At 66.5% G+C, this 13,633-nt stretch carries 12 protein-coding genes; 6 read left to right on the top strand and 6 right to left on the bottom strand.

Going from position 1 to position 13,633, the window contains the following annotated elements:
• Positions 1-98: 98 nt before the first annotated feature.
• Positions 99-677 carry a TetR/AcrR family transcriptional regulator gene (locus tag A5788_RS14620; protein ID WP_064870309.1) on the bottom strand — a complete coding sequence of 193 codons (579 nt, stop codon included), beginning with the start codon at positions 675-677 and terminating at the stop codon, positions 99-101.
• A gap of 75 nt (positions 678-752) precedes the next feature.
• Between A5788_RS14620 and A5788_RS14615 the strand changes: the two genes are divergently transcribed.
• Positions 753-1,160 (top strand): VOC family protein, encoded by a 408-nt coding sequence (locus A5788_RS14615; RefSeq protein ID WP_064870307.1) that lies wholly within the window; start codon positions 753-755, stop codon positions 1,158-1,160.
• A gap of 25 nt (positions 1,161-1,185) precedes the next feature.
• Here A5788_RS14615 and A5788_RS14610 read toward each other — a convergent pair whose 3' ends face one another.
• Both A5788_RS14610 and A5788_RS14605 read right to left on the bottom strand, forming a co-directional pair.
• Positions 1,186-2,049, bottom strand: coding sequence for an SWIM zinc finger family protein (locus tag A5788_RS14610; protein ID WP_064870305.1), 864 nt, complete (start codon positions 2,047-2,049; stop codon positions 1,186-1,188).
• 55 nt (positions 2,050-2,104) lie between these two features.
• On the bottom strand, positions 2,105-5,053 hold the full coding sequence (locus A5788_RS14605) for a DEAD/DEAH box helicase (protein ID WP_064870303.1): 2,949 nt from the start codon (positions 5,051-5,053) through the stop codon (positions 2,105-2,107).
• A 191-nt stretch (positions 5,054-5,244) separates the two neighbouring features.
• Here A5788_RS14605 and A5788_RS14600 point away from each other — a divergent pair, with 191 nt between their 5' ends.
• A complete protein-coding gene (locus tag A5788_RS14600) occupies positions 5,245-6,720 on the top strand; it encodes a DUF2252 domain-containing protein (RefSeq protein WP_231894274.1) in 1,476 nt (491 codons plus the stop codon).
• 7 nt (positions 6,721-6,727) lie between these two features.
• On the opposite strand, the gene A5788_RS14595 is transcribed toward A5788_RS14600, so the two are convergent.
• From A5788_RS14595 to A5788_RS14585, 3 genes are all read right to left on the bottom strand, one after another.
• Positions 6,728-7,216, bottom strand: a complete 489-nt coding sequence (locus tag A5788_RS14595) for a beta-class carbonic anhydrase (RefSeq protein WP_049698623.1) — start codon at positions 7,214-7,216, stop codon at positions 6,728-6,730.
• An 86-nt stretch (positions 7,217-7,302) separates the two neighbouring features.
• Positions 7,303-8,088, bottom strand: a complete 786-nt coding sequence (locus tag A5788_RS14590; protein WP_064870302.1) for an isocitrate lyase/PEP mutase family protein — start codon at positions 8,086-8,088, stop codon at positions 7,303-7,305.
• Positions 8,066-9,097 carry an ABC transporter substrate-binding protein gene (locus tag A5788_RS14585; RefSeq protein ID WP_442902897.1) on the bottom strand — a complete coding sequence of 344 codons (1,032 nt, stop codon included), beginning with the start codon at positions 9,095-9,097 and terminating at the stop codon, positions 8,066-8,068. The genes A5788_RS14590 and A5788_RS14585 overlap by 23 nt, the downstream gene beginning before the upstream one ends.
• Positions 9,098-9,393: 296 nt before the next feature.
• Here A5788_RS14585 and ctaD point away from each other — a divergent pair, with 296 nt between their 5' ends.
• From ctaD to A5788_RS14565, 4 genes are read left to right on the top strand one after another with little or no spacing between them, the layout of a single operon-like run.
• Complete coding sequence (gene ctaD, locus A5788_RS14580) at positions 9,394-11,172, top strand: aa3-type cytochrome oxidase subunit I (protein ID WP_049698441.1); 1,779 nt, start codon at positions 9,394-9,396, stop codon at positions 11,170-11,172.
• 22 nt (positions 11,173-11,194) lie between these two features.
• Positions 11,195-12,418: a phosphoserine phosphatase SerB gene (serB, locus tag A5788_RS14575; RefSeq protein WP_064870299.1), complete on the top strand. Its 1,224-nt coding sequence runs from the start codon at positions 11,195-11,197 to the stop codon at positions 12,416-12,418.
• Complete coding sequence (locus tag A5788_RS14570) at positions 12,415-13,164, top strand: peptidyl-tRNA hydrolase (protein WP_064870297.1); 750 nt, start codon at positions 12,415-12,417, stop codon at positions 13,162-13,164. Before serB ends, A5788_RS14570 begins: the two co-directional genes overlap by 4 nt.
• Entirely contained in the window at positions 13,161-13,625 is a 465-nt protein-coding gene (locus A5788_RS14565; RefSeq protein ID WP_064870295.1) for a cupin domain-containing protein, read from the top strand. Before A5788_RS14570 ends, A5788_RS14565 begins: the two co-directional genes overlap by 4 nt.
• Positions 13,626-13,633 lie beyond the last annotated feature (8 nt).

Here is a 13,633-nt window from a genome sequence, read left to right as displayed (position 1 = left end):
TGGCTGACGGTCCACAAAGACCGGCGAGAGGCCCGGATCTGCAGTTTCTGCAGATCCGGGCCTCTTTTCGTGGCGTGCGCTGCGGGGTTGCAATGGCCTCAGGGCAGGTAGGCGGCGAGCAGTCTGTCCAGCGCCAGATGGGACTGCTCGCGTGCCAGGTCGGTGTCGGTGTGCTGCGCCGTCCACAGAGCCGCTTCGTTCATCGCACCTGAGAGTTGTGCGGTGGATGCGTCGAGAAGATCTTCGGCGACTCCGACGTCGCGTAACGCCTCGCGCAGGTGTGTTGCCGAGTTCGCTGCGTCGAGTCGACGCCATTCCTGCCAGCCGATCACCGCCGGGGCATCGATGAGCAGGATGCGTACGGCGGAACCGTCCGTGATCGCATCGAGGAACGCGTGTGATCCTGCCCGGAGCTGCTCGCTCGGCTGCGTGCCCGCATCCTGCGCCGCCGCGACGACAGCCCGTGCGACGTCGGACTGGAGCGCAGCGGCGACCGCGCCGAACAACCCGGCCTTGTTTCGATAGTGGTGGTAGACCGCTCCTCGCGTAACCCGGGCTTCGCGGGCGACGTCGTCGAGGGACACCTCGCCGAAGCCTCGGGTGGCGAACAGTTCAGTCGCCGAGTCGAGGATGCGTTGGGCCGTCTGGGCAGCGGCGGCCGCGGAGGCACGGGGCATGGCGCTCTTCCTTTACGTACAGACAGTATGTAAGCTGATCTCGTTACATTCACATTGTATGTATAGGAGTACTCCATGGCCGTCACCAGCCTGTATCCAGTTCTCATGTCGCGCGATGTCGAGGCCGCGGCGTCGTTCTACCGCGACCTCATCGGCTTCGAGACGACCTTCGAATCCGATTGGTATGTCAGCCTGCGCCTGGGCGACTACGAACTGGCGATCCTGGCTCACGATCACCCGACGGTTCCGAGCGGATACGGTGAGCTTCCGCGAGGAGTGATCGTGAACCTCGAAGTCAGCGACGTCGACGGCATCCACAATCGGCTGGCCGGCTCGGCGGGGGTGAATGTGGTGTTGCCTCTTCGCGACGAGGACTTCGGTCAGCGACACTTCATCATTGCCGCACCCGACGGCGTGCTGCTCGACATCATCGAGCCCGTTGCCCCCAGCGAGGAGTACGCGGACGCCTACGTCCAGGCATGAATGCCCGCGGCCGGCCGAACAGCGGCTACTCCTGCACCAGCCTGTCGTAGAGATCGCCGAGTTCGTCGACGGCTTCGGCGATATCGCCGGGAGCTACCCCTGACGCCCGTAAGGCCGCGCGCAACGCCGTGCCGTCGAGGTCGGTGAGCGGGTTGCTGCGTGCCGGCCGAGGTAGCGGCGGCAGCGGCGCATGCGTCCCGAAGAAGTCGACGGCGCTGAGGGTCTCGTGCTCGGTGCTCGGATCGCCGTCGCTTGCATCTCCGTCGCTCGCATCTCCGTCGCCTGACGTGCCCTGGGCGGCAGACTCGTCGGAATCCGTGTCGCTGTTGTTGCCGAGGGCGTCGAGCAGGGACGGTAGGTCGGTGCCCATGACCGTGAACAGGGCGAGCGGGGAGCGGTCGATCTCCGCGGCAACCTCGTAGGCGACGGCCAGCACGTGAATGCACCGGACCGCCTCGTCGGGACAGCTGCACTGCGAGGCGACGTCGGCTGACTCCGTCGGCCCGAGCAACTCTCCGACGATCGGCGGTTGTTCGCCACGCGCCACCGACATCACCTCTGCGACACCCGCACGGCTGCGGAGCAGTGTGGCGACGGTGTCGACGTCGACCGTACGCATCGAGAGGATCACGTCGAACGGGTCGAGTTGGCTGCCCTCGACCGACGCGGTCACCTGGCCGGGGCGGATGGACAGGCGATGCACGTGGCGGTCGCGAAAGTATCGTCGCGCCTTGCTGATTCGTCGGCTGTCCGCTGACTCGGTAATCGACCCGGAGCGCTGCGCCCCGGTGGCGTCGGCGATGTCTGTGCGGCCCTCGACAACGTCGACGAAGGCGCGCGACCAGCGGGTCACCGCGTAGCCGCGGACCGGCACCGTCCCGCGCCTCATCGCGTCTGCCTCACTCTCTCGTCTCTGGACCGGTCACGCGTGGAAATGTGCTTTCTCATTCGCTGACCGCCTCGTCGCGGAGGCGGAAGAGGTCGAACAGTTCGTCGTCGCCGAGGTCGCCGATCCAGTTCTCGCCCGCCGACACCGTCAGTCGCGACAGCTCGCGTTTCTTCGCGACCATGTCGTCGATGCGTTCCTCCAGGGTGCCGACGCAGACGAATCGTCGGACGTGGACTCGTTGGTGCTGGCCGATGCGGTAGGCGCGATCGGTCGCCTGATCTTCGACGGCGGGGTTCCACCAGCGGTCGACATGCACGACGTGGGTGGCGGCGGTGAGGTTCAATCCGGTGCCGCCCGCCTTCAGCGTGGCGACGAGGATCGGGGGAGAGTCGGCCGCCGATTCCTGTGTGAGACCCCGTGCGTCCCCTTGGAACTGCGCGACCATCCGGTCGCGATCAGTGCGCCCAATACCCCCGTGTAACAACGGAATCGGAGTGTCGAGCTGCTCGGACAACCACGTCGCCAGCATCTCTCCGAACGCCGCGAACTGGGTGAAGACGAGCGCTTTGTCGCCATCGGCGACGAGCGTGGTCGCGATGTCGCCGAGCAGTTCGAGCTTCCCCGAGCGGTGGCGGTCTCGCCGCATCATGGGTGAACCGTCGCCGAGATAGTGTGCCGGATGATTGCACACCTGCTTGAGGCGCGTCAGCGCGGCGAGGACGGTCCGCCTGCGCATGGCACGCTGCTGCTTGTCGCGTAGCGCGACCATGAGGTCGTCGATGATCGCGCGGTACAGCGCAGCCTGTTCGACGGTGAGGTTCGCGCGCACGGTGATCTCGGTCTTCTCCGGGAGATCGCTGATGATCGAGGGGTCGGTCTTCTCCCTACGCAGGATGAATGGTCTGGTCGCGCGGTTGAGTCGTCGGAGTGCGTCGGGATCCCGGTCGCGTTCGATGGGTTCGGCGAACCGCGCCCGGAACGTCGACGCTGAACCGAGCAGGCCGGGGTTGACGAGGTCGATCACCGCTCGTAGGTCCTCGAGACGGTTCTCGACGGGCGTGCCGGTCAACGCGAGCCGATGACGGGCGGGGATGGCGCGCAACGCTTTCGCCGCGGCTGTTCTGACGTTCTTCACATGCTGCGCCTCGTCGACCACGACGCGTCGCCACTGTTGCGCGGCCAACAGATCACGATCCCTGGTGGCGATCGCGAAGGTGGTGATCACCACGTCGACGTCGGCGATCGTCGACGCGAAGGTGGCGCTGCGGGCACGATCGGCGCCGTGGTGGACGTGCACCCGCAGGCTCGGTGCGAAGTGGTTCAATTCGCGAGACCAGTTGCCCACCAACGACATCGGGCATACGACGAGCGTCGGGGTGTGGCCGGTCGGCATGCCGTCGCGTTCGGCACACAGCAGTGCGATGACCTGGATGGTCTTGCCGAGTCCCATGTCGTCGGCGAGTACGCCTCCGATGCCCAGGTCGCTCAGGTGGGCCAACCACTCGAGTCCGCGCTGCTGATAGGGGCGGAGAACAGCTCGTAGTTCCCGTGGCGCGGGGACCGGTTGGGCTCGCAGCATCGAGCCGGCGGCGACGTCGTCGAGCCAGCCGAGGCCGCGGACGGAACCGATCGGGACGGGGAGCGTGTCCGCAGTGCCCGTCACGAGTCCGAACAGCTCTCCCATGTCGGCGGGCTCGCCGGACGCGCGCAACGCCCGCTGGGTACGGATGAAGGTGGCGGCACGCGTCAACGCCGCACCTTCTGCGCGCATCCATACGCCGCGCACTCGAACGAGATCGCCCTTCTGCCTGGACAATTCGTCGAGATCGGAATCGGTGAGCGTGATCGCGTCCGGACCGTCGCCCAGAGCGAGGCGCCATTCGAACTCGCGCATCTCGCGTAGCCCGACCATCCGTGCGGGTGCGCCGCCGCCCGACACCGGGGCGGCGCGAAGACCGAGAGACGGCCGCACGTCGGCGATCGTGCGCGGCAGCAGCACGGGGAAACCCGCGTCGGCGAGAAGCGCGGTGCCGGACTCCAGGAGTAGTTCGACGCTGTCGGTCGGCAACAGGAAGTCGAGGGTGTTGCGGTCGGGATCGGCCTTGGCGAGTTCGCCGAACGCGCGGACCGCAGACGCGAGTTCGGTGGTCACCTGGTCGAGCTCGTGTGCGTCGAGGCGGTGGGGCGCAACGGGTTCGGTGTGGCCGTCGGGTGCACGGCGGCACACCTGGAGTCGCCAGCGCGGATCGGGAGCGGGTTCGTCATCCCATGCACCGAAGGTGTCGTCGGGATCGGGCAGGTCGTCGGGTTCGAACAGCCGGAACACCAGCAGCGACTCGTCTTGCGGTGCGCTGCCCGCCCATTGGCTCCACGCGGTGTGCGCGGCGGGTCTGCGGGCGGCGTCGGGTGCCGCGGCGTCGTCGACCAGCGCCGCGAGCACGGGTGTCGACGGCCGTGCTTGGCCGAGCCGTGCTGCCGAGTCGGCGAGACGTGCGCGGCATGCGTGGTCGACCAATTCGCCAGCGAAGTCGGCGAGCGCCTCCGCCCCGCCGTTGTGGGTGAGGGCATCCGGTGCCCCGGCGGTGATCACCGTCATCCAACTGCGCCACGCCGCAGTGGGAATGGGCGTCCAGCGGACGACGGTCTCGCCACCCAGATCAGTGACGACCGGCGCGACCGAACCTGCGGCGACGAACCGGCGCACGCCGTCGAGCATCATCCGGTACCACCGGACGTCGCCCGCCACGGGCGTCGAGCGGGATGCGTCGAGCGCAGCGACCGCCGATGACGTTCCCAGTGTGATCGCGGCGACGAACTCACGGCGTCCGGTCGCCGCGATCATCCCGATGTCACGTCGAAAGCGCTTGCCCGCCAACAGTTGTGCGAGCCCTTCTGGCAGCTCCGCGTCGGTATCGAGCCAGATGGCCATGCCGATACCCGGCCGCCAGAGTGTGTGCCAGCCGGGCGCCTGTGGCGCGCTACGTCGTGTCGCCGTGATGGACATTCAAATTCAGCGCACTGCGCACGCGTGGTCGAGACGCGGCGGGGTGATCGAGAAGGCGGGGGTTTCGGGCACGTCGGAGTATCCATCGGGAATGGCGGACATGGTTCGAGGTTAGCGGCCGACCACGACACGTCGTGGTCGAGAGTGATGGAAGCTGCGCGCGGTGCCGCCTCACGCGCCACACTGGTTGCATGACCTCTCCGACGGACACAGCCGACGCTTCCGCCCAGGAGTCCGGATCGCCCGGGTCCGACTCGCCACACTTTCCGTCTCAACCCACCAATGACGGCGAGCTGGTAACACAGTCCGCGGCGCTGGCGGCCGGACCGACCGAGTACGCGATTACGGAAGGCTCGGTGGGCAAGGCGGCACGCAAGAAGGTGCCGAGGACGTCGCTGGGAGAGTGGGACCCGTCCACACGCGGCCACGACGCGTTGCACACCATCCTGTCGCAGAACGAGATTCGCGATCAACGCTTGCTCCCCATCCGGCACGGCCGGATGGCGGCGTCGCCGTGGACCTATTACCGAGGAGCCGCGGCCGTCATGGCGGCCGACCTCGCATCGCGGCCGAACACCGGCATCCACGTGCAGATGTGCGGCGACGCCCATGTGCTCAATTTCGGGATGTGGAACACGCCCGAGCGGACACTCGCCTTTGATCTCCGTGACTTCGACGAGACGCTGCCGGGGCCGTTCGAATGGGACCTGCTGCGCTTTGTCGCGAGCCTCGTCGTCCTCGCCCGGGACAACGGCATCGACGAGAAGACGGCGGTCAAGGCGGTTCGCGCAGGATTCACCGGCTACCGCGACTCGATCAGCACCTATGCGACGTGGCCGATCCTCGACGTGTGGTCGGCAAAGGTCTCCGCGGACGACCTGGTGGGGTACCTGGCTCCGGAGGAGGGCGCCCAGTTGGACAAGTACCTCACCAAACGCGCCGCGAAGCGGAGTAATAGGGGAGCGTCGAAGAAGTTCACCCACCTCGTCGACGGCAGACGGACCATCACCGAGGACCCGCCGTACCGTACGCACGAGCTGGAGCAGTTCGACGATGTACTCAACGACGTCCTGCTGGGCTACTACGGCTCCATCCGGGAGAACATCGCGGCGTTGCTGCGTCGCTTCGATCTCGTCGACGTCGTGCAGCAGGTGGTGGGCGTCGGGAGCGTCGGAATGCGTGTCTATCTCACCCTCAACGAGGAGCACCAGACCGGCGACCCGCTGTTCTTCCAGATCAAACAGGCCGCGCCGTCGGTGTACGAGAAGTTCCTCGGCCCCAGCGTGTACCCCAATCACGGACAGCGAGTGGTCAACGGGCAGCGCCTGATCCAGAGTGCGTCGGACAGTTTTCTCGGATGGTCCACGATCCGCGACTGGGATTTCTACATCAGGCAGTTCCGTGACGGAAAGGTCATTCCCGACGGCAAATCGGTTGCGCCACGGCTCGCGACCTTCGCCACTGCGTGCGGCCATGTTCTCGCCCGTGCCCACGCGCGCAGTGGTGACGCGAGGGCGATCAACGAGTACTTCGGCAAGTCGGACAAGACCCAGGAATCCGTGGTCGCTTTCGCACAGGCATACGCCGACCAGACCGAGCGAGACCACGCCCAACTGGTCGCCGCGATAGACGACGGGACCGTCGAGTCGGCGCCCGGCTGGCCGTGAGTGGCCGTCAGTCCACCTCTGCGAGCCGCCCGGTCGCGACGTCGAAGACGAATCCCCTCAGCGAACTGGTCTTGGTGATGAACGGGCTGTTCCGGATGCGTGTGAGCGACTGTCGGACGTCCTCCTCGACGTCGGGAAACGCCTCGGCCGCCCACTCGGGCTTCTGACCGATTTCGGTCTGGATCTCGCGTTTGAACTCGTCGTCGGTGAACGTCAGCATGCCGCAGTCGGTGTGGTGGATGAGGATGATCTCCGTTGTCCCGAGCAGCCGCTGGCTGATGGCGAGCGAACGGATCTCGTCGTCGGTGACGACGCCTCCGGCGTTGCGGATGACGTGTGCCTCACCCTCGTTGATGCCGAGCGCGCGGTAGACGTCGAGGCGTGCGTCCATGCACGCGACGATGGCGACGTGCTTGCTCGGCGGCAGGGGCAGCGGGCCGGTGAACGTTGCGGCGTAGGCGTCGTTGTTGGCCAGGTACTCGTCGGTGACAGTCATGCGACGAGCCTTGCCGACGCCACACACCGGCGGGAACAGTTGCGATCAGTCTGGGTCGATCTCGGGCGCGAATGCGAGAGACGCGGTCAGTGCCACGCGGTCAACAGCTCGGCGGCACGTTCGGCGAGGTTGGCCTGCCAGAACGGTCCGAAGCTGATGCGGCCGACGCCGAGCTCGGCGTAGTGCGCTCGTCCGGAATCGGCCGCAGGGTTACCGATCGCGTTGACCGGAAGCGGCAGTTCGGCGGTGAGCGTGCGGTAGACGTCGTCGGTGTGGCGGCCGACGGGATAGAGGCAGCTCGCGCCCGCGTCAGCGCACAACCGCAGGCGTGCCACCGCACGTTCGACGCGGTCGGACTCGTCGCCGTCGGCGCGGATGAACAAGTCGGTGCGGGCGTTGATCACGACGGGAACTCCCGCGGCGTCGGAGGCGGCCCGCAAGTCGCCGATGAGTGCGGCGTGCTCGGAGGCGCTGCGCAGACGCCTGCCCTCGGAATGCACGGTGTCCTCGATGTTGAGCCCGACGGCGCCCACCGAGAGCAATCCCTCGATGAGCCGGGACGCGCTTTCGCCGTACCCCGATTCGACGTCGACCGACACCGGAAGATCAGTGGAGGCGGTGATCTGCAGGACACGGGTGAGGAGGTCGTCGAACGTCATTCCCTCGTTGTCGGACTTGCCGATCGAGTCGGCGACGGGATGACTGCCAACGGTCAGGCCGGAGAACTCGGCGTTGGTGGCGATCTGTGCCGACCATGCATCCCAGACTGTCGGCAGCACGACGGGGTTACCGGGCTGGTGCAGTGCGAGCAGCGCCTGCGCCTTGGCGGTCAGTGCGTCGGGTGAGGAGTCAGTAGCTTCCGGAGTTGCCATTGAGTGAACCTTTCACGTCGTTCAGCACGAGCCACGCGGCGGCAAGGCCTGAACTGCGGTACCACACGTCGTCGTCGACGATGAGGACCCGCTTCCAGGTCGGCGCACCCATGTCCAGCCAGCGGTCGCTGAGTAGGACCTCTTTGCCATGTGCGAGACCCGCCGAACCCTCGAAGGAAACGTAGATGAGATCGGCGTCGGCGTCCTTGAAGTTCTTGTCGGTGAGGACGGTGGTGCCTGCAGTGCGTTGCGACGCCGGCCGCTGCACCCCCACGGTAGAGAGGATCTGGCCTGCGAAGCTGTCGGTTCCCGCGATCACTTCCGAGTTGTTGCCGAACCGGACCAGAGACACCTGGGAGTGGGCGGCATCCATACGCTTGCCGGTCTTGCGGGCTTCCGTGTCGAATTCGTCGAGCAGCCGAGGTCCCTGCGAGGCCCTGCCGAGTGCGTCCGCGACCTCGGTGAACTGTGCGCGCCAGTCGCCGGGCTCGATGGTGGCCACCCTGGTGGACCCGAATGCCTTGGCGGACGCAGCCGTGTCGGGTGTCGTCAGTACGACGTCGGGTGCGGCCGTGCCGACGGTCGCGGCGTCGGGCGAGGTGCCGATCGTGGGTACCGATGTCAGCTGTGGGCCGAGGTAAGCGGGAATGCTGTTGGGTGCGGAGGTCACCGCGACGACCTTGGAGCCGATGCCCAGTGCGCAGATCGCGTCGAGGAGCGAGGGATCGGTGACGACGATCCGGTTGACGTCCGCCTGCGGGTCGTCCGACGCCGTCGGAGCAAGGCACGTCTTGCTGTAATCGCGGTCGGGTGAGACCACGTTGACGTCGGCGATGCGCGTCGTCGAGGTGCTGATGGTCTTGCCGTCGGGCGTGGTCAAGGCCGTGTTGTCGTCGGAGCAACCCGACAACCCCACCGCGAGCGCACCCGCCACGACGAAGGCGCCGAGAGTGACGCTGACCTTGCGCGTACGACCTCGACCGACCGCACTCTGCTTACCGCCTGACACGCAGATCAACCTAGCACCGCTGCGTGGCCGTCTTTCGTGGCAGACCGTGCGGGTTCGCGCGACGTCGGTGCAGGGTGTGGAATTAGCCGCGCGACACGTCGTGTCGGCGCCCGAATATGGTCACTGACATGCCCTTTTGGGGTGCTTCGGAGAATTTGTACGACAGATCGTAGGACCCACTCGGCCCAGCCGGGGTGAAGGGGCTACGATCGGTAACCAGCGCTCGGTGTGTGATTGCCAGCGGTAGTTTTTCGTTCGTTGCCGTCCCGAGCTCACGGTCGGTTAGAGGAGGATCTGTGACCGCGGTAGACCAGCCCACAACCCAGGTTGTGCCAGCGCGCCCGTACCCTGCGCGCTATCAGCCCAAGGGTTCTTTCATCTACAAGCTGATCACCACGACCGATCACAAGTTGATCGGCATGATGTACATCACCGCCTGCTTCGCGTTCTTCCTGATCGGCGGTTTGATGGCGCTGCTCATGCGCGCCGAGCTGGCCCGTCCGGGCATGCAGTTCCTGTCGACGGAGCAGTTCAACCAGCTCTTCACGATGCACGGCACCGTGATGCTGCTGATGTACGCGACGCCCATCGTGATCGGCTTCGCCAACTTCGTTCTCCCGCTGCAGATCGGATCGCCCGACGTGGCGTTCCCGCGTCTGAACGCCTTCGGCTTCTGGCTGTTCGTGTTCGGTTCGACGATCGCCATCGGTGGCTTCCTGACCCCGGGCGGCGCTGCCGACTTCGGCTGGACCGCCTACACGCCGCTGACCGACGCGGTGCACTCGCCCGGCGTCGGCGCCGACCTGTGGATCATGGGTCTCGGTGTGTCGGGTCTCGGCACCATCCTCGGCGCGGTCAACATGGTCACGACCGTCGTCTGCCTCCGCGCACCCGGCATGACGATGTTCCGCATGCCGATCTTCACCTGGAACATCCTGGTGACCAGCGTCCTGATCCTGCTGATCTTCCCGCTGCTGACCGCCGCGCTGCTCGGCCTCGAGGTCGATCGACAGTTCGGCGCGCACCTCTACGACCCGGCCAACGGTGGTGTGATCCTCTGGCAGCACCTCTTCTGGTTCTTCGGACACCCCGAGGTGTACGTCATCGCGCTGCCGTTCTTCGGCATCGTGTCGGAGGTGTTCCCAGTCTTCAGCCGTAAGCCGATCTTCGGTTACTCCGGTCTGGTGTACGCAACGCTCGCGATCGCTGCACTGTCGGTGGCCGTGTGGGCGCACCACATGTACGTCACGGGCGCGGTTCTGCTGCCGTTCTTCTCCTTCATGACGTTCCTGATCGCAGTGCCCACCGGTGTGAAGTTCTTCAACTGGATAGGCACGATGTGGAAGGGAAACATCACGTTCGAGACGCCGATGCTCTTCTCCGTTGGCTTCATCGTGACGTTCCTGTTCGGTGGCCTCACCGGCGTTCTGCTGGCCAGCCCGCCGCTGGACTTCCACCTCTCCGACAGCTACTTCGTCGTCGCGCACTTCCACTACGTGCTGTTCGGCACGATCGTGTTCGCCACCTACGCGGGTATCTACTTCTGGTTCCCCAAGATGACCGGACGCATGCTCGACGAGCGCCTCGGCAAGTGGCACTTCTGGCTGACCTTCATCGGTTTCCACACCACCTTCCTGGTCCAGCACTGGCTGGGTAACGAGGGCATGCCGCGCCGCTACGCCGACTACCTCCCGTCCGACGGATTCACTCGCCTGAACGAGATCTCGACCATCGGTGCGTTCATCCTCGGCCTGTCGACGCTGCCGTTCCTGTGGAACGTCTTCAAGAGCTACCGCTACGGCGAGGTCGTGACCGTCGACGATCCGTGGGGCTTCGGCAACTCGCTCGAGTGGGCGACCAGCTGTCCGCCGCCGCGTCACAACTTCACCGAGCTTCCCCGCATCCGTTCGGAGCGTCCCGCGTTCGAACTGCACTACCCGCACATGGTCGACCGAATGCGTGAAGAAGCGCACGTCGGTGGTGGCCACGGGCATGAGAGCAGGGTGGCCGAGGACGTTCGTCGCGATCCGCTGACCACCGGCAGCCACGAGGCATCCGGCGACCGCGATCGCTGATCACGTTCCTCACAACGCCTCGATGGAGCAATCCACACCGGTCCTGATCACGGTCACCGGCCCGGACAAGCCCGGGGTCACCTCGGTCCTCATGGGCGCGCTCGCGGCGCAGCAGGTGAGTCTGCTCGACGTCGAGCAGGTGGTCATCAACGACCGCCTGACGCTCGGGGTCATGGTGTCGGTCGACACCGACCCCGAAGAGGTTCAGGACGTCGTCGAGCAGGCGATGGGCTCGATCGGCATGGATGTGATCGTCGAGGTCGGCGGCACGCCGGCCGGGCACCGTCCGTCGACTCACGCGGTGGTGTTGCTCGGAAGTCCGGTGACCGCCAGAGCCTTCCGCGCGGTCGCAGCCGAACTCGCAGGCCAGGGCGGCAACATCGATTCGATTCGGGGTGTCGCCGACTATCCGGTGACCGGCCTCGAATTGATGGTCAGCGTCGGCGGGCGCAACAGCGTCGCTGCCGACGCCGACCTCCGCAAGGGTTTGGCGGGCGTTGCGGCCAAGCACGGTGTCGACATCGCGATCGAGCGAGGCGGACTCGCACGACGCGCCAAGCGGCTTGTCGTCTTCGACGTCGACTCGACGCTCATCCAGGGCGAGGTCATCGAGATGCTCGCCGCACATGCGGGTCGCGAGGCCGAAGTCGCCGCGGTGACCGAGGCCGCGATGCGCGGCGAACTCGACTTCGCCGAATCGCTGCGCGAACGCGTCGCGGCACTCGAGGGCCTCGATGCGCGCGTTCTCGACGAGGTGGCGGGTTCGCTGCAACTGACACCCGGCGCGCGCACCACAATCCGCACGCTGCACCGCCTCGGATATCGCTGCGGTGTGGTGTCCGGCGGGTTCCGTCAGGTGATCGACGGCCTCGCGCACGACCTCGAACTCGACTTCGTCCGTGCCAACACCCTCGAAGTCGTCGATGGCCGGCTGACAGGTCGGGTCATCGGCGAGATCATCGATCGCCCCGGCAAAGCACGCGCGTTGCGGGCATTCGCCGACCAGGTCGGCGTGCCGATGGAACAGACAATCGCCGTCGGCGACGGAGCCAACGACATCGACATGCTCTCGGTCGCTGGCCTCGGAATCGCCTTCAACGCCAAACCCGCGCTTCGTGAGGTCGCCGACGCCGCGTTGAACCATCCGTTCCTCGACGCGGTGCTGTTCATCCTCGGCGTGACCCGCGACGAAATCGAGGCCGCAGACGCCGCCGACGGAGTCTTGCGGCGCGTCCCACTGCCATGACGTCTACGGAATCCGTCGTCGATCCCTTCGACGACGCCTATCGACGGCTCGTCGGCTATGTCGGCGGCGCTGACGATCCCGACAACCCGGCTGACGTGCTCGCGATGCAGATGGTGTTGCGGATCGAGAAGTCCGACCCGCCCGACCGCACCGAGTTGCTCACCGCGGCAGCGCGGTCGGTCGCATTGCTCTGCCTCGACGACCGATCCGGCGCCGACGGCCCGTGGTCGGAGCCGATGACGGCGTGGTGCGATGCGCGCATCCGCAAGATTGCTCGTCGCGCCCGAGGGACGCATTGGGTTGCGGCACAAGAGGTTTGGGGTGTCACGGCCACCGAGGGTGACGCGCAGGCGCGGGCGTTCGTCCCCGGCCGTGTCGGCGACGTCGACCGTCGCATCTCTCGCCTGCAGATCGGCGGCACCGACGTCGACGGGTCGTTGCCATCGACGCCGGGTGGGGCAGGCGTATGCCTCTGGGTGAATCCCGATCTCGAGATGACCGTCGGCAAACTGGCGGCGCAGGTCGGCCACGGGGCGATGCTCGCCGTGAAGCTCCTCGACGAGCGGGCGGCTCGTGCATGGCGTGACGCCGGATGTCCGCTGTCGGTGTGCCTGGCTGATCGAGATCGATGGAGTGATCTGCTCGCCGCCGACGCTCAGCAGCGAGCAGTTGCGGTGCGCGACGCCGGCTTCACCGAGATCGCGCCCGGGTCGGTGACCGTGATCGCGGAGGTGGTCGGCGAATGAGCGACGCGTCGCGGCTACCTGAGTGGGCCCTTTCACTCGACCTGCAGCCCCACCCCGAGGGTGGCTGGTATCGCGAGACCTGGCGTAGCGGCGTCGAGATCCCCGGTGGCGCACTGCCTTCCGGATATGAGGGCACGCGCGTCGCTGCGACAGCGATCTATTTTGTGTTGCTTCCGGGCGAGCAGTCGTCGTGGCATACGGTGCGCGGTGCGGAGATGTGGTTGTTCCATCGTGGCGCCCCGGTGGAACTCGACCTCGGCGGTGACGGGGAGGCGCCGAACGACGTCGAGACCGTGGTCGTCGGACCCGATGTCGAAATAGGGCAGCGTCCACAAGCCTTTGTCCCGCCCGGACATTGGCAACGCGCGCGTGCGGTCGGCGACGAGGCGTCGCTCGTCAGTTGCGTCGTCGCGCCGGGTTTCGACTTCGCGGATTTCGCACTACTCGAACCGCGACGGTGAGCAGGGGT

Source organism: Gordonia sp. 852002-50816_SCH5313054-c (genome assembly GCF_001665925.1).
GTDB classification, from domain to species: Bacteria; Actinomycetota; Actinomycetes; order Mycobacteriales; family Mycobacteriaceae; genus Gordonia; species Gordonia jacobaea.
This window is presented reverse-complemented; position numbering and strand designations above follow the sequence as displayed.

Bases quoted from the DNA above. Each gene is read 5' to 3' on its own strand.
- A5788_RS14620 (WP_064870309.1), bottom strand. From the start codon at position 677: ATGCCCCGTGCCTCCGCGGCCGCCGCTGCCCAGACGGCCCAACGCATC.
- A5788_RS14615 (WP_064870307.1), top strand. From the start codon at position 753: ATGGCCGTCACCAGCCTGTATCCAGTTCTCATGTCGCGCGATGTCGAG.
- A5788_RS14610 (WP_064870305.1), bottom strand. From the start codon at position 2,049: ATGAGGCGCGGGACGGTGCCGGTCCGCGGCTACGCGGTGACCCGCTGG.
- A5788_RS14605 (WP_064870303.1), bottom strand. From the start codon at position 5,053: ATGTCCATCACGGCGACACGACGTAGCGCGCCACAGGCGCCCGGCTGG.
- A5788_RS14600 (WP_231894274.1), top strand. From the start codon at position 5,245: ATGACCTCTCCGACGGACACAGCCGACGCTTCCGCCCAGGAGTCCGGA.
- A5788_RS14595 (WP_049698623.1), bottom strand. From the start codon at position 7,216: ATGACTGTCACCGACGAGTACCTGGCCAACAACGACGCCTACGCCGCA.
- A5788_RS14590 (WP_064870302.1), bottom strand. From the start codon at position 8,088: ATGGCAACTCCGGAAGCTACTGACTCCTCACCCGACGCACTGACCGCC.
- serB (WP_064870299.1), top strand. From the start codon at position 11,195: ATGGAGCAATCCACACCGGTCCTGATCACGGTCACCGGCCCGGACAAG.
- A5788_RS14570 (WP_064870297.1), top strand. From the start codon at position 12,415: ATGACGTCTACGGAATCCGTCGTCGATCCCTTCGACGACGCCTATCGA.
- A5788_RS14565 (WP_064870295.1), top strand. From the start codon at position 13,161: ATGAGCGACGCGTCGCGGCTACCTGAGTGGGCCCTTTCACTCGACCTG.